15 protein-coding genes are annotated in these 19,007 nt (G+C 71.3%); 9 read left to right on the top strand and 6 right to left on the bottom strand.

Annotated features, from left to right (window positions below):
- Positions 1-123 precede the first annotated feature (123 nt).
- Positions 124-1,083, bottom strand: coding sequence for an alpha/beta fold hydrolase (locus Pph01_RS09235; protein WP_204072587.1), 960 nt, complete (start codon positions 1,081-1,083; stop codon positions 124-126).
- 197 nt (positions 1,084-1,280) lie between these two features.
- On the opposite strand from Pph01_RS09235, the gene Pph01_RS09230 reads away from it, so the two are divergent.
- Complete coding sequence (locus Pph01_RS09230) at positions 1,281-2,261, top strand: hypothetical protein (protein ID WP_204072586.1); 981 nt, start codon at positions 1,281-1,283, stop codon at positions 2,259-2,261.
- Between the two features lie 100 nt (positions 2,262-2,361).
- On the opposite strand, the gene Pph01_RS09225 is transcribed toward Pph01_RS09230, so the two are convergent.
- Positions 2,362-4,734 carry a Tex family protein gene (locus tag Pph01_RS09225; protein WP_204072585.1) on the bottom strand — a complete coding sequence of 791 codons (2,373 nt, stop codon included), beginning with the start codon at positions 4,732-4,734 and terminating at the stop codon, positions 2,362-2,364.
- Positions 4,735-4,917: 183 nt separating this feature from the next.
- Here Pph01_RS09225 and Pph01_RS09220 point away from each other — a divergent pair, with 183 nt between their 5' ends.
- Positions 4,918-6,834 carry an amino acid transporter gene (locus tag Pph01_RS09220; RefSeq protein WP_204072584.1) on the top strand — a complete coding sequence of 639 codons (1,917 nt, stop codon included), beginning with the start codon at positions 4,918-4,920 and terminating at the stop codon, positions 6,832-6,834.
- A 99-nt stretch (positions 6,835-6,933) separates the two neighbouring features.
- On the opposite strand, the gene Pph01_RS09215 is transcribed toward Pph01_RS09220, so the two are convergent.
- The gene (locus Pph01_RS09215; RefSeq protein ID WP_239116542.1) at positions 6,934-8,883 is read right to left on the bottom strand and encodes a glycosyl hydrolase family 18 protein; all 1,950 of its coding nucleotides are present in this window, start codon (positions 8,881-8,883) and stop codon (positions 6,934-6,936) included.
- A 327-nt stretch (positions 8,884-9,210) separates the two neighbouring features.
- Entirely contained in the window at positions 9,211-9,642 is a 432-nt protein-coding gene (locus Pph01_RS09210) for a hypothetical protein (protein ID WP_204072582.1), read from the bottom strand.
- A 223-nt stretch (positions 9,643-9,865) separates the two neighbouring features.
- On the opposite strand from Pph01_RS09210, the gene Pph01_RS09205 reads away from it, so the two are divergent.
- Both Pph01_RS09205 and Pph01_RS09200 read left to right on the top strand, forming a co-directional pair.
- Positions 9,866-10,861, top strand: coding sequence for a Ppx/GppA family phosphatase (locus Pph01_RS09205; protein WP_204072581.1), 996 nt, complete (start codon positions 9,866-9,868; stop codon positions 10,859-10,861).
- Positions 10,862-10,940: 79 nt separating this feature from the next.
- On the top strand, positions 10,941-11,162 hold the full coding sequence (locus tag Pph01_RS09200; protein ID WP_204072580.1) for a hypothetical protein: 222 nt from the start codon (positions 10,941-10,943) through the stop codon (positions 11,160-11,162).
- A 167-nt stretch (positions 11,163-11,329) separates the two neighbouring features.
- On the opposite strand, the gene Pph01_RS09195 is transcribed toward Pph01_RS09200, so the two are convergent.
- Positions 11,330-11,467, bottom strand: coding sequence for a hypothetical protein (locus Pph01_RS09195; RefSeq protein ID WP_203955333.1), 138 nt, complete (start codon positions 11,465-11,467; stop codon positions 11,330-11,332).
- A 167-nt stretch (positions 11,468-11,634) separates the two neighbouring features.
- Here Pph01_RS09195 and Pph01_RS09190 point away from each other — a divergent pair, with 167 nt between their 5' ends.
- The 5 genes from Pph01_RS09190 (at position 11,635) to Pph01_RS09170 (ending at position 17,308) form a co-directional block, all read left to right on the top strand.
- Positions 11,635-12,126: a metallophosphoesterase family protein gene (locus Pph01_RS09190; protein ID WP_204072579.1), complete on the top strand. Its 492-nt coding sequence runs from the start codon at positions 11,635-11,637 to the stop codon at positions 12,124-12,126.
- A 77-nt stretch (positions 12,127-12,203) separates the two neighbouring features.
- Complete coding sequence (locus Pph01_RS09185; protein WP_204072578.1) at positions 12,204-12,617, top strand: PH domain-containing protein; 414 nt, start codon at positions 12,204-12,206, stop codon at positions 12,615-12,617.
- A gap of 79 nt (positions 12,618-12,696) precedes the next feature.
- Positions 12,697-13,122 (top strand): DUF3592 domain-containing protein, encoded by a 426-nt coding sequence (locus tag Pph01_RS09180; RefSeq protein ID WP_204072577.1) that lies wholly within the window; start codon positions 12,697-12,699, stop codon positions 13,120-13,122.
- Positions 13,123-13,288: 166 nt separating this feature from the next.
- Positions 13,289-15,733, top strand: a complete 2,445-nt coding sequence (locus Pph01_RS09175; RefSeq protein ID WP_204072576.1) for a CehA/McbA family metallohydrolase — start codon at positions 13,289-13,291, stop codon at positions 15,731-15,733.
- Positions 15,734-15,841: 108 nt separating this feature from the next.
- Positions 15,842-17,308, top strand: a complete 1,467-nt coding sequence (locus Pph01_RS09170) for a WS/DGAT/MGAT family O-acyltransferase (RefSeq protein WP_204072575.1) — start codon at positions 15,842-15,844, stop codon at positions 17,306-17,308.
- A 61-nt stretch (positions 17,309-17,369) separates the two neighbouring features.
- Here the strand turns inward: Pph01_RS09170 and Pph01_RS09165 are convergent, their stop codons facing one another.
- Complete coding sequence (locus tag Pph01_RS09165) at positions 17,370-18,974, bottom strand: serine/threonine-protein kinase (RefSeq protein ID WP_204072574.1); 1,605 nt, start codon at positions 18,972-18,974, stop codon at positions 17,370-17,372.
- Between the last annotated feature and the right edge of the window lie 33 nt (positions 18,975-19,007).

Genomic DNA, 19,007 nt, shown 5'->3' with positions numbered 1-19,007 from the left:
CGGGGGGTGGGTGTGAGTAGGGGCGGACGGGATCCGGGGGTCGTGCGTGCCGGGGACGGCGCAGATCAGCCTAGACAATCCCGGCCGTGCTCCGCGCACGCGTCCCCTCGCGGCGCCGCCCGCTCAGCCGAGGAACTCCTCCAGCGCGCGGCCGAGGCGCCCGCCGTCCTCGCCCGGGACGCTGTGGTGCGAGACGCCGGGCAGGACCTCGGTGACGGCATGGGGCAGGAGCCGGCGGGCGCCGGCCGCCACCTCGCGGATGTCGTGTGCCCTGCTCCGCTCGGCGAGGAGCACCAGCGCCGGGACGGCCGCGGCGCGCAACCGCTCGGGGGCGGGGCGGCGCGGCATGACGACCTTCGAACGGGGGAACTCAGCGCCCAGGCACACCAACCGCAGCCAGGTCGGGTCGACCGCCGCGCCGCCGGTCTCCCAGCCGATGAAGGCGCGCGTCCGCTCGGCGCTCGGCCTGACGAACTGGGGGACGGCGTGCAGGCGGTAGCTCAGGCGCAGGCCCGCGAAGCAGTCGGTCGGGTCGAGCAGCGCGAGCCTGCGCACCCGCTGCGGGGCGTGCAGGGCGTACCCGAGCGCGAGCCACCCGCCGTAGGAATGGCCGCAGAGGTCCACGGCGTCCAGGCCCAGCCCGCCGAGCAGTCCGTCCAGCCAGTCCATCAGGTCGGCCGGGGCCGTGACGGGGCGGCCGTCGGCGACGCTGCGGCCCGCGTCCCCGATGGTGTCGACCGCGTACACGCGGCGGGTCCGGCTCAACTGCTCCACCTGGCCGAACCACACGGTGGACGTCGTGCCGCCGCCGTGCAGCAGCACGAGGGGCTCGCCGTCGCGCGGCCCGCAGACGTTGACGTGGGTCGTGCCGTACGGCGAGCGGAGCCTGACGGGCTCGGCGGTGACCGGCCACTTGGCCAGGACGGCGTCGTATGCGGCGAAGTACCCCGCTTGCCCGCCCGTCGTCGTGAAGGGGCTCCGGTTCGCTGGACTCGGTGCGGAGTCCTCGGCCCTGTCCTCTGCCTTGTCCTCGGCCATGGTCACCTCGCTCGTCGGGTGGCACGCCCGCCGGTGCGCGCTCACGCCCCCGGTGATCGTGCGTGGATCTTACACAATCCCTTATATCCCATATTTCGGACTAACTTCGCATAACCGAAATTCAGCGAGTGGCCTGATATTTCTCTGGATAAGGCGGAACCGGACAGGGTGATCGGTGCGTTAATGGATCGGAAAGATGAGTGGACCGATCCAACCCCCCAGCGCACCGGAACAGGAACACGGTGGAAGAACGCAAGAGCCGGTGGAGTCCCAGTGTCGTCCGCGCCGTCGTCGGCGGTTCCCTCACAGCCGCGCTGACGCTCATGTCCGCGCTGCTCGGCCTCATGCAAACAGGCCCCCCCGACTGGCGGATGCCGCTGCTGGTGGCGCTGGTCGGATCGACGCTCACCGTGGCGACCGACCTGAGCATGAAGCTCGACGCCCTGCGGACCGACGGTCTCGACAAGGCCGACCAGATCAAGGCCGAGACGCGGCGGCACATCAAGACGATCGAACTGGAGCCGAAGATCAAGGCGCTCCAGGACGGCGACCTGGAGTTCGTCGTCGCCGTGACGGAGCATTTCAACCGGTTGCGCGCGTCAGGCCATCCGTTCTTCCAGGACTTCTGCGGAAAGCTGCAGGACGAGTTTCAGGAAAGGGTCCGCGGGCTCGCCGACGGCACGATCGTCATCGACCCGAGCGCGCATTTCCATACGATGCCGACCTTCCGTTCCGACGACCTCGACCAGTTCACCATGCTCGACGTGGTCCACCTCGGCGCCATCGAGTACTGGCGGAGCGAGCACGGCCGGATCTATTTCGAGCACCAGAAGAGATCGATCCGCGCGAGCGGTCTCAAGGTGCGGCGAGTGTTCGTCCTGGAACGGGGGCAGCGAGAGGGGGCGGCCGACATCGTGGCGGCGCACGTCCACGCCGAGATCGACGTGAAGATCGCCGATCTCACCCGCATCAGGGAGGAGAACGGCACGCTCCTCGAGGACTACTGCGTGGCCACGGACAAGGAGGGCCGGCGCATGCTCATCACCCCGAGGGAGAACGACGGCCGGTTCGACGCGACGATCAAGTCCCGGTACGGCGAGCGCCTCGTCGCGAAGAAGGAGATCATCGACCGCAAGGCGTTCAGCTTCGAGGAGCTGTGGCGGCGTTCGGAGCGGGCGGAGGACGCCTACCCCCGGCTGCGGGCCAAGCGGAAGGCGGGCTGACCGCGGCAGGGAAGGATCGCCTGCGGGGAGAACAGAGCGGCCGGGCTCCCGGAGGGGAACCCGGCCGTGATGCCTGAGACGTCTCCGGCGAGTGCCGGCGTCAGCGGCGGGTGGACCCCGGGTCGGTGAGGCCCGCGCGCCGGAGGGCCTCGGCCATCGCGCCGCCGCCGGACGCCGAGCCGCCTGAGCCGCCTGAGCCGCGGTTCGACCGGTTGGCCGAGCCCCGGTTCTGCCCGCCGTCCCTGCCCTGACGGCCCTTGCCCGCGCCCCGGTCCTGCTGGGGCCTCCCGTCCCGGGAAGGCCGTCCGCCCGGGTTCGCCGCGGCCTCGTCCTCAAGACGGAGGGTGAGCGAGATGCGCTTACGCGGGATGTCCACGTCGAGCACCTTCACCCGCACCACGTCGCCGGGCTTGACGACGTCACGCGGGTCCTTGACGAAGGTGTTCGACATCGCCGAGACGTGGACCAGCCCGTCCTGGTGCACGCCGACGTCGACGAATGCGCCGAAGGCCGCGACGTTGGTGACGACGCCCTCAAGGATCATGCCGGAGGCCAGGTCGGAGATCTTCTCCACGCCCTCCTTGAAGGTCGCGGTCTTGAACGCGGGCCGGGGGTCGCGGCCCGGCTTCTCCAGCTCCTTGAGGATGTCGGTCACGGTGGGCAGGCCGAAGGTGTCGTCGACGAATTCGGCCGGCTTGATCGAGCGCAGCACGGCCGTGTTGCCGATGAACGAGCGCAGCTCGCCCTGAGTGGACTCCAGCATGCGCCGCACCACGGGATAGGCCTCCGGGTGCACGCTGGACGCGTCGAGCGGGTCGTCGCCGCCCGGGATGCGCAGGAAGCCCGCGCACTGCTCGAACGCCTTGGGGCCCAGCCGGGGGACCTCCTTCAACGCGCCCCTCGACCGGAACGGGCCGTTGGCGTCGCGGTGCGCCACGATGTTCTCCGCCAGGCCGGAGCCGATGCCGGAGACGCGGGTGAGCAGCGGGGCCGAAGCCGTGTTGACGTCGACGCCCACACCGTTCACACAGTCCTCGACCACGGCGTCGAGCGACCGGGAGAGCTTGACCTCCGACAGGTCGTGCTGGTACTGCCCGACGCCGATCGACTTCGGGTCGATCTTCACGAGCTCGGCGAGCGGGTCCTGCAGGCGGCGCGCGATGGAGACCGCGCCCCGCAGCGACACGTCCAGCCCGGGAAGCTCCTGCGAGGCGTAGGCCGACGCCGAGTAGACCGAGGCGCCCGCCTCCGAGACCACGATCTTGGTGAGTCCCGGCATGAGCTTGACGAGCTCCCCGGCGAGCTTGTCGGTCTCGCGCGACGCCGTGCCGTTGCCGATCGCGATCAGCTCGACCCCGTGCTCGGCGGCCAGCCGGCCCAGGACGGCGAGCGACTGGTCCCACTGGCGCTTCGGCTCGTGCGGGTAGATCGTCTCTGTGGCCACGACCTTGCCGGTCGCGTCGACCACGGCCACCTTCACGCCCGTCCGCAGGCCCGGGTCGAGGCCCATCGTCGCGCGGGTGCCCGCAGGGGCCGCCAGCAGCAGGTCGCGCAGGTTGGCGGCGAAGACGCGGACGGCCTCCTCCTCGGCCGCCTGCCACAGGCGGGTGCGCAGGTCGATGCCGAGGTGGACCAGGATCCGCGTCCGCCAGGCCCAGCGGACGGTCTCCCCGAGCCACTTGTCCGCGGGGCGGCCCAGGTCGGAGACGCCGAACCGGGCGGCGATCCGCTGCTCGTAGCCGTTCGGCTCCTCCGCCTCCGGGTCGAGCGTCAGGGTGAGGATCTCCTCCTTCTCCCCCCGGAACATCGCGAGGATGCGGTGCGAGGGCAGCTTGGTGAACGGCTCGGAGAAGTCGAAGTAGTCGGAGAACTTGGCCCCGGCCTCCTCCTTGCCCTCCTTGACCTGCGCGGCCATCCGGCCGCGTTCCCACATGCGCTCGCGCAGGCCGCCGATCAGGTCGGCGTCCTCGCCGAAGCGCTCCACCAGGATGGCCCGGGCGCCCTCGAGCGCGGCCGCCGCGTCGGCGACGCCCTCCCCGAGGTACGACTCCGCGGTGGCGACCGGGTCGAGTGTGGGGTCGGCGAGCAGGCCGTCGGCGAGCGGCTCCAGCCCGGCCTCCCTGGCGATCTGCGCCTTCGTCCGGCGCTTGGGCTTGAAGGGCAGGTAGATGTCCTCGAGCCGGGCCTTGGAGTCGGCCGCCATGATCTGCGCCTCGAGCGACTCGTCGAGCTTGCCCTGAGACCGGATCGACTCGAGGATGGCCGCGCGCCGTTCCTCCAGCTCACGCAGGTAGCGCAGCCGCTCCTCGAGGGTGCGCAGCTGCGCGTCGTCAAGCGTGCCGGTCGCTTCCTTGCGGTAGCGGGCGATGAACGGGACCGTCGCCCCGCCGTCGAGCAGATCGACGGCCGCGGTCACCTGGTTCTCGCGCACGCCGAGCTCTTCGGCGATCCGCTGCTGAATGGAGGTCGTCACGATCCTGATCGCTTTCTTCCGGGAGGGCACTCATTCTGCCGGATCGCGGGCGTGATCCCGCCTCCGCGGGCGAAGGCCGGATGACATGGCCGTACGGCCCGGCTGAACGCGGCGGGCCGCGCGATTGGTCAGTATGGTCTCCCTGCCGCCATCGTGTCCCCCAGCCGAGGAGAGTGAGCCGGATTGACCACGTCCGCGCAGCGGGAGAGCCCCGGGACCGTCCGCGCCTGGCTCCTTGAGGGCCTTCAGCGCGAACGCCGGGGCACCGGCCCGCACAAGGAGCATCCGGAGAAGCGGCACAGCTGGTGGCAGGTCATGTGCCTCACCGGTGTCGACTACTTCTCCACACTGGGATACCAGCCTGGGATCGCGGCGGCGGCGGCCGGAGCGCTGTCGCCGATCGCCACGCTCCTGCTGGTGCTGCTCACCCTGTTCGGCGCCCTGCCCACCTACCGGGCCGTCGCCGGGCACAGCCCCAACGGGATGGGCTCCATCGCGATGCTGGAGGGGCTGCTGCCGCGCTGGTGGGGCAAGCTCTTCGTCCTCGTGCTGCTCGGGTTCGTGGCGACGGCGTTCATCTTCACGATCACCCTGTCCGCGTCGGACGCCACGGCTCACATCCTGCAGAACCCGTTCGTGCCGGGATTCCTCACCGGCCACGAGGTCGGCATCACGCTCGTGCTGATCGCGCTGCTCGGCGCCATCTTCCTGCGCGGATTCAGCGAGGCGATCGGGCTCGCGGTCGTCCTGGTCGCGGTCTACCTCGTGCTCAACGTGGTGGTCGTCGGGGTGGCCCTGGCGAAGGTCGTGTCGGAGCCGTCGCTGTTCCAGGGCTGGCAGACCGCGCTCACGGCCGACCACTCGAGCCCGGTGGCGATGATCGCGATGTCCCTGCTGGTGCTGCCGAAGCTCGCGCTCGGCCTGTCCGGCTTCGAGACGGGCGTGGCCGTGATGCCGCAGATCGAGGGCGACCTGCGCGCCAGGATCGCCGGCGCGCGGCGGCTGCTCACGACGGCGGCGCTGATCATGAGCGTCTTCCTGCTCGCGAGCAGCGTCGCGACGACCATGCTGATCCCGGCCCAGGAGTTCGAGGAGGGCGGCAAGGCCGCCGGCCGGGCGCTCGCCTATCTGGCCCACGAGAACCTGGGCGACGCCTTCGGCACCGCCTACGACGTCAGCACGATCGCCATCCTCTGGTTCGCGGGCGCGTCCGCGATGACCGGCCTGCTGAACATCGTCCCCCGCTACCTGCCCCGGTACGGCATGGCCCCCGACTGGGCCAGGGCCGTCCGCCCCCTCGTCCTGGTCTTCACCGCCATCGCGTTCGGCATCACGATCCTGTTCGGCGCGCAGGTGGAGCCGCAGGGCGGCGCGTACGCCACGGGGGTGCTCGTGCTGATCCTCTCGGCGGCGGTCGCGGTCACGCTCACCGCCTTCCGGGCGGGGCGCACGGCCGCCGGCGCGGGGTTCGGCGTGATCTCCCTCGTCGTCGCCTACGCCGCGGTCGAGAACATCAGGGAGCGGCCCGACGGCCTGAGCATCGCGATCGGCTTCGTCGTGGCCATCGTCGTGAGCTCCCTGGTGTCCCGCGCGACCCGGTCGACGGAGTTGCGGGTCACCGAGGTGCGGCTGGACGAGGCCGCCCGCCGGATCGTCACCGAGGCCCCCGGGCAGCTCCGCCTGATCGCCAACGAGCCCGACGCCCGGGACACGGCCGAGTACGCCGAGAAGGACCGCGAGACGCGCGAGTACCACCACCTGCCCGAAGACGAGCCGATGGTCTTCCTGGAGGTGACCCTCGGCGACGCGTCGGAGTTCGAGACGGATCTTCTCGTCAAGGGGGAGACGCGGCACGGCTACCAGGTGCTGACCGTGGAGAGTCCCGCGGTGGCCAACACGATCGCGGCGATCCTGTTCCACCTCAGGGACCTGACGGGGAACCGGCCGCACGTCTACTTCCACTGGGCCGAGGGGAACCCGGTCGGCGCGCTGCTGCGCTACCTGGTCTTCGGCGGGGGAGACGTGCCGCCGCTGACCCGGGAGGTCATCAGGAAGGCGGAGCCCGACATCGGGCGCCGCCCCCAGGTCCACGTGAGCTGACCCCTGCGGCGAGCGGCGGACACGGCGCAGGCCCGGGGACAGGAACAGGCCGGGGAAAGCGGACAGGCCGGGGAGGCGGGCGCCTCCCCGGCCCTCCGGTCAGCCCAGGCCGTTCTTCATGGCCGTGATGAGCTCTCCGTTGGAGGTGTCACCGCTGAGCTCCCAGAAGAAGGAGCCGCCGAGACCCTGGTTCTTCGAATAGGTCATCTTGCCCCCGATGGTCGCCGGGGTGTCGTAGCTCCACCAGTTGCTTCCGCACTTGGCGTACGCCGTACCCGCGATGGTGCCGGTCGACGGGCAGGTGTTCTTGAGGACCTTGTAGTCCTCGATGCCCGCCTCGTACGTCCCGGGAGCCGGGCCGGTCGCGCTGCCGCCCGGCGTGGCCTGGGTCACGCCGGTCCAGCCCCGGCCGTAGAAGCCGATGCCGAGCAGCAGCTTGCTCGCGGGCACGCCCTTGGCCTTCAGCTTCTGGATGGCGGCGTCGGAGTTGAAGCCGTCCGCAGGGATTCCGGTGTAGGAGGTCAGGGGCGAGTGGGGAGCCGTCGGGCCCGTCGGCGCGAACGCCCCGAAGTAGTCGTAGGTCATGACGTTGTACCAGTCGAGGTACTGCGCCGCGCCGCCGTAGTCCGCCGCGTCGATCTTCCCGCCGCTGCTGCCGTCGGCGGTGATGGCGGCGGTCACCAGGTAGTTCTGGCCGAAACGCGTGCGCAGCGCCGACATCAGGTTCTTGAACGCGGCCGGCCCGCTGCTGTCGCAGCTGAGTCCGCAGGCGTTCGGGTACTCCCAGTCGATGTCGATGCCGTCGAACACGTCCGCCCAGCGCGGGTCCTCGACCAGGTTGTAGCAGGAGTTCGCGAAGGCCGTGGGGTTGGCCGCCGCCTGGGCGAAGCCGCCCGACCAGGTCCACCCGCCGAACGACCAGAGGATCTTGAGGTTCGGGTGCAGGGCCTTCAGCTTGCGCAGCTGGCCGAAGGAGCCGCGCAGCACTCCCGCGTCCCAGGTGTCGGCCTTGCCGTCGACGCTGTTGGCCGCGGTGTAGGCCATGTCGTAGTCGGCGTAGGAGTCGCCGATCGCGCACTGGCCGTTGGTCACGTTGCCGAAGGCGTAGTTGATGTGGGTGAGCTTCGACGCCGAGCCGCTGGTCTCGATGTTCTTCACGAAGTACTGGCGCTGGTAGACGCCCCACTGGGCGAAGTAGCCGAGCAGCTTGTTGCCGCCTCCGCCTCCGCCGCCGGTCTGGGTGGTGCCGGTCACGGCGGTGCCGGCCGCTGAGGTGTTTCCTGCGGCGTCCTTGGCGCGGACGGTGTAGGAGTAGGCCGTCCCCGCCGCGAGCCCGGTGTTGGTGTACGTCGTGCCGGTCACGGTGGTCAGCAGGGTGCCGCCGCGGTAGACGTCGTAGCCGGTGACGCCGACGTTGTCGGTGGAGGCGTTCCAGGCCAGGGAGACGCTGGAGGTGGTCGTGCCGGTGACCCGGAGGTTGCCGGGGACGCTCGGCGCGGTCGTGTCCCCGCCTCCGCCGCTGCCGCCCGTGACCGAGATCGCCGACACGGTCGCGTAGTTGGCTCCGCCGTTCATGTTGAACTGCACGTTGAGCTGGCCGTCGCTGACCGTCGTGGTGAAGGTCCGGTCGCAGGCCGTCAGCGCCCCGCACGAGGCGAAGACGTCGAAGCCGGTGAGCACGGTCGTGTTCTCGGCGCGCACGTCGAACTTGCGCTGGCCGGGGCCGTTGGCCCAGTCCTCGACCATCTTCAGCGTCACCTGGTAGGTGCCGTTGGCCACGTCGAACTTGTAGCCGGTCCAGCCGCTGAAGAGCGTGTAGTTCTGGTACAGGGCGTCGTCGGTGGTGCCGGCGATGGCGCTGGGGGTCGAGCCCGACCCGTACACCGTGTCGTAGCCCCAGCTGCCGCTGGAGTAGGCCTTGTCGGCCGCCCACGCGTTGCCCGAGCCGTCGGTGAGGGCCGGGCCGCCCGCGTTCGCGCGGATCGGGACGGCCACGGCCCCGTATGCGCTGGGCGCCGAGACGGCGATCGGCAGGAGCAGTGCCCCCATCGCCGCTAAGAGTGTCGGAAGGATCCTGCGTTTCATAAGTGCTCCACGTCCAAGGGGCGGATGCGAGGGGAGGGTGCGGAGGACGCGTGCGCGAGGCCGGCCGCGGCCGGTCGCGTGGAATGCCGGGGCACAGGGGATCGGAAAGAGGACGGGCGGTGACCGTGGCATGGCGTGGGTCCTGCCTGTGGGTTCGCAGGGAACTATTAGTAAGCTTTCCTTTTAATTAAGGTGAACTTACCCACGGTCCGCACGAGCGTCAATATGCGAGAAAAGACCGCACGCCGAGGCCCCGGCGGCTTGCTTCCCGCCGGGGCCTCGATGGCGTGATCAGTGCCTGATCGCCTGGCCGTACATCTCGACGCCGGTGAAGACGAGCAGCGAGATCGCCAGCAGGGCGTACGGCAGGAGCGGGGTGGGGTGCCGGCGTCCGGCCGCCTCCAGCGCGGGGGGCACGGCGGCCGCGCGGGCGGTGATCTCCGCGTGGTGTGCCAGGTAGCCCGTGGGGAAGGTCGTCACACTGCCGCATCCGCAGTGCGGGCAGAACATGCCCGACCAGGGAGGCTGGACCTGCGTGCCCTCCCGGGTCCAGATGACGACGTCGTTGCCGTGCCCGTCCGACTGGCGGCGCACGAGGTACTCCTCCTCCCAGACGCGCAGGCAGTGCAGGCACTCGAAAGGCCACGTCTCGTAGGTGCTGAACCCCTCCGGCACCCGGACCACCCCCTTGGTCGATGGGTCGCCGGAGATCTCGTGCCCCACTGCCGAGATCGCGGCAAAGCCCGTTTTCGAGTGTCGTCTTGTCATGGAATGACCCGCAAGAGGAGCGTCCGCCACGATACGTAATTATTAAGTCGCGTATCGTGATTTACGGTTAGCCCAATATCGTGAGGTGCGTCACTGAGCGTCCGATTCTGCAGCTTCGCACGGTGTAATGGACGGGGATGTGCGGAAACCGCTCTGTCGTGGGCGGTAGCGTCGGATCATGCGACTCGGAGTCCTGGACGTCGGTTCCAACACGGTGCACCTGCTGGTGATGGACGCGCACCAGGGCGCTCGTCCCATCCCCGCCTTCTCCCACAAGGAGGAGCTGCGTCTGGCCGAGCACCTCGTGGACGGCAACAGGCTCTCGGAGGAGGGCGCGGCGAGACTGAGCGCGACGGTCGCCGACGCCCTGCGCATCGCCGAGGACAAGGGCGTGGAGGACCTGGTGGCCTTCGCCACCTCGGCGGTCCGCGACGCGGTCAACGGCGAGGACGTCCTCAGCAGGATCGAGTCGGGCACGCCGGTCGGGATCCAGGTGCTCTCCGGCGACGACGAGGCCCGCCTGACCTTCCTCGCCGTCCGCCGGTGGTTCGGATGGTCGTCGGGCCGTCTCCTCGTCGTCGACATAGGGGGCGGTTCGCTGGAGATCGCCTCCGGCATCGACGAGGAGCCCGACGTAGCGGTGTCGCTTCCGCTCGGGGCCGGACGGCTGACCAGGGACTTCTTCACCACCGACCCACCTCCCGCCGAGGAGGTGCGCCTGCTGCGGCGCCATGCCCGGGCCGAGATCGCCCGCCAGGTCGGAGCCATCACCCGGTACGGCCGGGCCGACCACGCCGTCGCCACGTCGAAGACCTTCCGCCAGCTCGCCAGGATCGCGGGCGCGGCCTCCTCGAGCGAGGGCCCGTACATCAGGCGCACGCTCGCGCACGGCGCCCTGACGGAATGGACGGCGCGACTGTCCGCGATGCCGGCGGCCGAGCGGTCCAAGCTGCCCGGGGTGTCCGTCGGGAGGGCGCCGCAACTTCTCGCGGGGGCGGTCGTCGCCGACGCCGCCATGGACCTGCTCGGCCTGCCCGTGCTGGAGCTGTGCCCGTGGGCGCTGCGCGAGGGGATGATCCTGCGCCGCCTCGACGTCCTGCCGGGAGGCCGGCCGGGGACTTCCGATCGGCGCGGTCTGGCGGTGTCCGCCGAGCAAAAGTATGAATCTCCTTAAACAGGGCACTCAGCCGCTATGACGCGATCTCGCGTGCCGCCCTGCGGGATCGCCGGGCCGACCTCGTGGGGGACGACGTATGGGAGACCTGCTGGGAGCGATCATCTCCCTCGCGGCGCTGGCGGTGCTCGCCGTACTGGCGCTGCTGGCGATCTCAGCCGCCGTGCTGGTCGCGCTGGGAGCGCTGGCGGCCACCACCAAGCGGGAGCGGTACGTGCCGGAGCCGTACGTGGGGGACCTGGTCTCCGAGCGTGAAGGGATTCGCGGACCCGGGCACCCGGACAACCCGCCGCGCTGGTGACCGTCCCGCGCCGTGCGAGGTCTGGGCCCGGTGCGAGATCTGGGCGCGACCCGAGCGCCGGGCGCGGGGCGAGGTCTGGGCGCTGCGTGAGGTCTGGGCACCCCGCGCGGGCCCGGTGGCCGGGGGATCGGGGGAGGGCAGCCCGGCAGGGTCGGACGGCTGGCCGGTCAGGTGGGGTCGCGCTCGCCGGAGAGGGCCTTGACCAGCTCGGTGAGGTGGGCGACCTGTGTCTCCAGCCCGCGGACGCGGGCTTCCAACTCGATGAGCCGGGGGTTCTGGAAGCCGTCGGCGATCTGCCTCGTCATCGTTCCTCCCGAGCGGCGCCGGGTGGGGGCCGGCGTGTGGTGCGCGCCTCACGTCGGCGACGTGTCACGGCGGGGACGTGGGTTCCTATTCCCCTGAATATTCGGTGTTATCCCGTGATCTCGCGCCGACTTCCGGCGCCTGGGGCCGGTTCGGGGAGGATGGAACGATGAGGGTCGTGGTCCTGTCGGACACCCATGCGCCGCGACGTTGGAAGTCGTGCCCGTCCGCGGTGGCGGAGCACCTTCGCCGCGCCGACCTGATCCTGCACGCCGGAGACGTCTGCACGGCGGACGTGCTGGTCGAGCTCGCCGCCTACGCGCCCGTCCGGGCGGTGCTCGGCAACAACGACGGGCGGGACGTGGCCGCCTGGGGCGCGCCGGAGACGCTGGAGTTCGAGCTCGACGGCCTGCGGGTGGGGATGATCCACGACAGCGGGCCGGCCGCCGGGAGGACGGCCCGGATGCGCCGCCGGTTTCCCGGTGCCGACCTCGTCGTCTTCGGGCACTCCCACATCCCGATGGACCTCACGGGCGACGGCGTCCGGATCTTCAACCCGGGGTCGCCGACCGATCGCCGCAGGCAGCCGCAGGGGACCGTTGGCGTGCTCGACATCGAGGACGGCCGTGTCGTCGAGGCCCGGATCCTCCCGGTGACATAGCCCTTACCAGGCCGGAAGGGACGCCATGGCGCGAGGCAAGATCTGCGCACGGGTCGCTGAGGGGTTACGCTCTCACGGTGGCTGATGTTGAGGGGCCGCGGCACGAATGGCGGGTGCCCTGGCAGGTCACTGCTCTGAAGGCCGCCGGTGTCGCCGTATGCGTGGGGCTGGCGCTCATCGGTGACCGCCGGCAACTCCTGCTGGCCGGAATCGCCGCCGTCGGGTTCGCCGTGCTGGCGGTCCGTGACCTCTTCGCGCCCGTACGGCTGGCCGTGGGGGACGACGGGCTGGTCGTCGCCGGGCTCGCCGGCAAGGAGCGGATCTCCTGGAACGACGTCGACCGGATCCGGGTGGACAGCCGCCGCCGCTACGGCCTGACCACCGAGTTGCTCGAGATCGACGCGGGGGAGCAGATCCACCTGTTCAGCCGCTTCGATCTGGGCGAGTCGGTGTTCGACGTGGCCGAGACGCTGATGCGCCTGCGCCCGTGACAGGCCGGCCCGCGAGGGTGTGACTGTACGGCAACTCGATCGCAAGGCGGGGGCAAGCTCTTCCCCCTACGGTGCTGGCGTGGTCCAGAACCTCTTTTTCTCGCTCATATTCGGAATCGTCGGCGCCGGTCTGATCGTGGCCGGAGGCGTCATGGGGATCGGCTCGTACCGATTCCTGCGCCACGCCGAGCGGGCGGACGGGGAGGTCGTGAGACTGCGGACCCGGCGGACGGGGCGGCAGGGGCACCGGTCCCGCGTCTACTACCCGACCGTGCGGTTCACGACCGTCTACGGCCAGCAGGTGGAGACGGAGGCGAACATCGGCGCCGGACGCCCCGCCGCCATGCCGGGGGAGCGCGTCCCCATCCTTTACGACCCGGAGAGGCCGACGCGCATCCGGATCGACACTCCGTCGGGCAGGGGCGTCGTCGGCGGGGCGGTCTTCGCCGTGGTCGGCCTCGTCTTCTGCGCCGTCTCCCTCTATGTCCACGCCGTTTCACCGTAGCCCCGGCTCCGACCGATGCCGTGAGACGTACGAAGTGTCCGAGGGATTAAGAAAACGGACATATGGTCTTCCGGTCTGATTCAGCTCTCGCCACAGTGCGATGGCTAACGTTCTCCGCGCTTGACCGCCGAGATCACCTCGACGCGGGCACCTGAGGGGGACGTCAATGGAGCTGAACAGAAGGCAGTTCATCGTGGCCGGCGGGACGGCGGTCGCCGCCGCCGGGCTGCCCGTGGAGCAGGCGGCCGCCTCCGCCCAGCAGACCACGGACCACGCGAAGAAGGCGGCGCCGCGGGGCGAGTGGCTGGCCGGGGAGACCCACGCGCACGATGACCACTCGTCGGACGGCAGCCTCCCCCGCCAGACCTCCAAGCAGGCGCTGCCGGGGAACCTCCCCGTCAGCGACCAGATCGCCGAGGCCGAGCGGATGGGGCTCGACTTCCTGCCGCTGACCGACCACCGCACCTACGACCAGCACTGGGACCCCCAGTGGCGCTCGTCGAAGCTGATCCTCCTCCCCGGTGAGGAGGCGAACGGCTCCCCGCACGCCACCGTCCTCGGAGCGGTCGACACGATCGTGGACGGGGCGAACCCGCCCGGCTCCCCGGCGTTCCGCCACGTCCAGCAGTCGATCTGGGACGCGCACGCCCAGGACGCGTCCTGGGGGACGGCCCACCCCGACGACGGCGAGTACACGCGCGAGGCCGGGCCCAACGAGAACGCCAGTGCCCAGGGCGTGAACACGGTCGAGGTGTGGAACGTCGCCTCCGACCCCGACGCGGAGATCGACTACGCCGAGAACCGCTGGAACAAGGGGTTCCGCTTCGGCGCCGTCGCCGCGAGCGACTGCCACTTCCGCGAGGTGTGGGGGAAGGCGAGCCCCGGCCAGCCCACGACCTGGGTGTTCGCCGCCGAGCGTTCCGTGCGGGGGATCCTGGACGCGCTCCGCGCCGGCCGCACGGTGGTCTCCGCCACGCCTCAGGGGGCGTTCGTCACGATCGAGGCCGACGTCGACGGTGACGGCGTGTTCGAGGCCGTCGGCGGCGACGAGGTGATCGTCCGCGACCGACGTCTCCCGAAGAAGGCCCGCCTGCGGGTCCGCATCCGCGGCGGCGTGGGCACCAAGGTCCACGTCTACGCGTCCCCCGGGCGCGCCGCCGGTCCGCTGGCGACGTTCACCCCGGCCTCGGCCGACCAGACGTACCTCGTGCCCTTCACGCTCGACGGCGCCCACAACTGGTTCCGGGCCGAGGTCCGCGCGCCGGGAGACCCGTCAGGGGTCGACGCCGACCCGACGCTCCCCGACCAGCTGCGCGCGGCCACCTCGCCGGTGTTCGTCTCGCTGAACGCGCCCGCCGTGCCGGCCCCCGAGATCGCTCTTCCGCCCGCGGAGACCCGCGACGACCACGCGGCCCTGGCGCTCGGCGACACGGGCCGGTTCGCGGGCTTCGCCGACGTCGCGGGGCAGGGATCGGTCGCGCACGTCGTCGCCCAGGTCCACCGCGACCACAGGACCTCCGTCGTCTACCGCCGGGTGGAGCCGCACGGCAACGCCCAGCACACGATCGAACTGTCGGCGGGCTCGCCCACCGCCTCCTCGCCGAAGATCGCGGCGTCCGGCGACGACGTCTGGGTCGTGTGGCAGGACTCGCGCGGCCAGGAGCGCCCGCACCGGTCGCAGATCTTCCTGCGCCACAGCCGCAACGGCGGGCACTCCTTCGAGCCGGCCGTACGCCTCACGGACACCCAGGGCCGGGCCATCCACCCGGCGGTGGCGGTCCTGGACGGACGGCACGCCGTCGTCGCGTGGGCCGACAACGACGGAGGCGCGTTCGACGTCTACGCGCAGGTGATCGGCGTCGACCAGGCGCCGGTCAACCTGTCGGCGCCCGGCAAGGCCGTCTCGGCGGGAACCGCCACGGACGCGAGGTCGCCCCGCCACCCCGCCTCCCTGTTCCCCGCGATCGCCGCCGCGAAGGACGGCGGGCTCGTGGTGACCTGGCAGGACAACCGGTTCGACCCCGACCCGCTCTGGACGGGCCACACCCCGCCCGCCGGCCAGCCGGCCGGTGGCGGCACCGACCCGGACAACTGGCAGATCGTGGCGAGCGTCCGGCCCGCCAGGGAGAAGAGCTGGTCCGCGCCCGTGCAGGTGAGCGCCGCCACGGACGCAGCCGACCGGCACCCGGGCATCGCGGTGGACCGCGACGGCACAGTCGTGATCATGTGGGAGACCAAGCGGCTGCAGAGCTCGGGGGCGAACCTGTCGCTGCGCGCCAGCCGGTCCTTCGACGGCGGCAGGACCTGGTCCGCGTCGGAGCCGGTCGGGCTGAACCCCGCCGCGATGAGCCAGCGTCCCAGCCTGAGCCGGGACTCGGACGGCTCGGTCCGCGCGGTCTGGTACGACACCCGCTCCGCCGACTGGCGGTGGAAGGTCTTCACCTCCCGGCTCGACCGGGCCACGGGCTGGACCGCGCCGGCGCAGCTCAGCACCCTCGCCAACGGCGCCTTCCCGTCCGCCGCCGACGGATTCGTGGTCTTCACCAGCGACCGGGGGGCCACCCGCACCCAGCGGGACGGCACCCAGCAGATCTTCCTGCTGCGCCTCTAGGCCGGCGGACCCCGCCCGCACCGGGACCGTCTCCAGATTGTGAAATCTGGAGACGGCCCCGGTGCGGCGGCTGGTCCAAGTCCGGATTTTCGGGGCAGGGAGTAGGGCATGGGACGGCAACTCAGCGCCCTCGACGCGCAGTTCCTCAACTTCGAGACGGCCACGAACCTCGCGCACATCGCGGGGCTCACCATCCTCGACCCGTCCACCGCGCCCGGGGGCGTCATCACCCGGGACGATCTGGTCGGCCTGCTCCGCGACCGGCTCCACCTCGCGCCGCCGCTGCGCCGCCGCCTGGTCGAGGTGCCGCTGGGGCTCGATCACCCCTACTGGGCCGAGGACGAGGAGGTCGACTTCGACTACCACGTCCGCGAGCTCGCACTGGCGCCGCCGGGCAGCGACCACCAGCTCGCCGCTCAGGCGGCCCGGTTGCACAGCAGGCGGCTCGACCGGCGGCGCCCGCTCTGGGAGCTCTATCTGATCCACGGGCTCGCGGACGGACGGGTGGCCGTCTACACCAAGGTGCACCACTCGGCCGTCGACGGTGTCACCGGCGCCGAGGTGCTGGCCGCCCTCATGGACTTCACGCCGGAGCCGCGCGAGGTCGCGCCGCCGGACGGCTCACCCGACGTGCCGCTCTGGGAGTCGGCGCAACGCGCCCCCGAACCCCTCGAGATGATCATCAGGGGGGTCGCGCGGATCCTGGACAACCCGCTGGCCCTGATGCGGTTCTTCAGCGAGGCGGTGTCGAGGCTCGACGAGGTCCCGATCATCTCTCAGATCCCCGGGGCCGGGTTGTTGTCGCGCCTGATCCGTGGCAGCGGCGCCAGTCTGCCGGGCCTGCCGCGGATGTCGGTGCCGCGCACGCCGTTCTCCGGACGGGTTTCGGAACACCGCAGGTTCGCGTTCGGGGCGCTCCCGCTGGACGAGGTCAAGCACGTCAAGAACGCCTTCGGGGTCACCGTCAACGACGTCGTGCTGGCGTTGTGCGCGACGGCCCTGCGGAGGTGGCTGGACAAGCGCGACGAACTGCCCCGCCTGCCGCTGGTCGCGGGCATCCCCATCTCGACCCGGGGACAACGGTCCGACGACTCCCTGGCCAACGAGGTCATGCTGGCGATGACGACCATCCCGACCGACGTGGCCGACCCCGAGGAGCGCCTGAAGTCGGTCAACCAGTCCATGAAGCTCGTCAAGGACCGGTTCGCGGCGGCGCCCGCCACCTGGCTGCTGGAGTTCAGCCAGGCCATGCCGGCCGCGCTGAGCGCCCTCGCCAACCGTTCGGCGTTCCGGCTAGCCTCCCGTACGGCTCCCGCGGTCAACCTGCTCATCTCGAATGTGCCGGGCCCCCAGTCGCCGCTCTACATCTGCGGCGGGCGGGTGCTGGCGCAGTACCCGATGTCGGTGATCACCGATGTGAGCGGCGGGATCAACATCACCGTGTTCTCCTACGACGGGCGGATCGACTTCGGCATCGTCGTGGACAGGGAGATGGTCCCCGACGTCTGGGACCTCATCGACTACCTGAGAGACGCCCTGGCCGAGTTCACCGAACTGGCCGGGAGGCAGCGATAGCCGTACGCCCGCAGCACGCGTGCGAGTCTCGCGCCGCGACTGAAGGGCTCCGAGGCCGCGGTCAGCTCTGCACGGCGAAGGCGCTGCCCGTCGTCTCCTTGCCGGTGACGTGACCGACGCAACGGAAGACCCGGGAACCCGCCGCGAACCGGGCGGCGCTCGGCGGCAGCACGTCGACCTCCCACCTGTCGGGTGTCAGCTTCGCCGCGGCGCCGTGCCGTGATTTGAGCAGGGTGTCCAGGGTGCACAGGCTCGCCACGGCGGGATGCCTGGCCACCGTCTCCTGGTCGCTCGTGCTCAGCTCGAGAGGCAGCGGCGCGATGGCGTACGTCTCCCAGGAGTGCGGCCCGTCACAGGACGCGGCCCGTGCGGTCACGTCTCCGGCAGTCGAGGTGAGCCCGTGCCAGCACTCCGGCTTGACGACGCACGCGGCTCCCATCACTCCCGGCACGGAGGAGGCCGGGCAGCCGTCGTAGGTGACGGGCACTTCGTAGTTGGGCGGCGGCGGGCCTCCGGGCTGCCCCGGTGGCGGACCGGGTTGCCCGCCCGCCTGGGGCGGCGGCGGGGGACGGTCCAAGAGCAGGACGCCGACCCCGGCGGCGAGCAGGAGCGCGAACACCGCGGCCACGGCCGCGAAGATCGTCGACTGGCGCGAGCCGCCCGACAGCAGGCCGGACGGAACGGTGTGGGGTCTGCTCGCCTCGGAGAGCAGATCCGGGCCCGTCGGCTGCGGGTCCGCCGACGGCCGGTCGGCGTCCGGTCCGGTCACGGCGTAGGACGGCGTGGCCAGGCTCGACGCCGACGCCTGGCTGACGCCGGAAGACATCGACGAGCCGTCGACGTCCAGGGCGGCCAGCGCGTCGCGGAACTCGGCGGCCGTCTGGATGCGCTGCGCGGGATCGGTGGCCATGCCGTGCCGGAGCACGGCGGTGAACGCGGCCGGCACGCCGGGGATCTCGGGGACGGGCCGCCGGTGCAGCACCATGATCACCGCGAGGTTGACGACGCCGCCCTCGGGGAAGCGGGGCGGCCTGCCCTGCAGCAGCGCGTAGAGGGTGGCGGCGAGGGCGTAGACGTCCCCGGCCGCGGTCGGCTCGGTCAGGTCGAACGCCTCCGGAGGAGCGTACGCGGGGGTGAGCGACTCCCTGGTCACCGACATCTCGCTCTGCGCGGGGTCGGCCCCGGGCCTGGTGGCCAGCCCGAAGTCCGACAGCGCCACCATCCCGTAGGAGTTGATGAGGATGTTGGCCGGCTTGACGTCCCGGTGCAGGACTCCGGCCGCGTGCGCGGCGGACAGGGCGTCGGCGATCTTGATGCCGATGTCGCGGACCTCGTGGGCGCCCAGCGGCCCGTTGCGCCTCAGCTGGTCGGCCAGCGATCCGCCGGGACACAGCTCCAGGACCATGTACGGCCGGCCGTCGGGGAGCATGCCCGCGTCGTGGATGTCGGCCACGTGGGGGTGCCCCGACAGCGCGCCCGCCGCCGTCACCTCGCGCATGAAACGCCGCTGGTCGCGCTCCGACACCAGCACGCGGTTGTCGATCTTCAGGGCGACCTCGCGGCCCACGGCGAGCTGCCTGGCCCGGTAGACGACGCCGAACCCGCCCTGGCCGAGGACACCGAGCACTTCGTACCCCGGCACCAGTGGCGCGCCCGCCTCGTCCACTTCCGCTGCCTCTCGCCTGGGGGGAACGTCCGC

The organism is Planotetraspora phitsanulokensis (assembly GCF_016863295.1).
Classification (GTDB): Bacteria; Actinomycetota; Actinomycetes; order Streptosporangiales; family Streptosporangiaceae; genus Planotetraspora; species Planotetraspora phitsanulokensis.
This window is presented reverse-complemented; position numbering and strand designations above follow the sequence as displayed.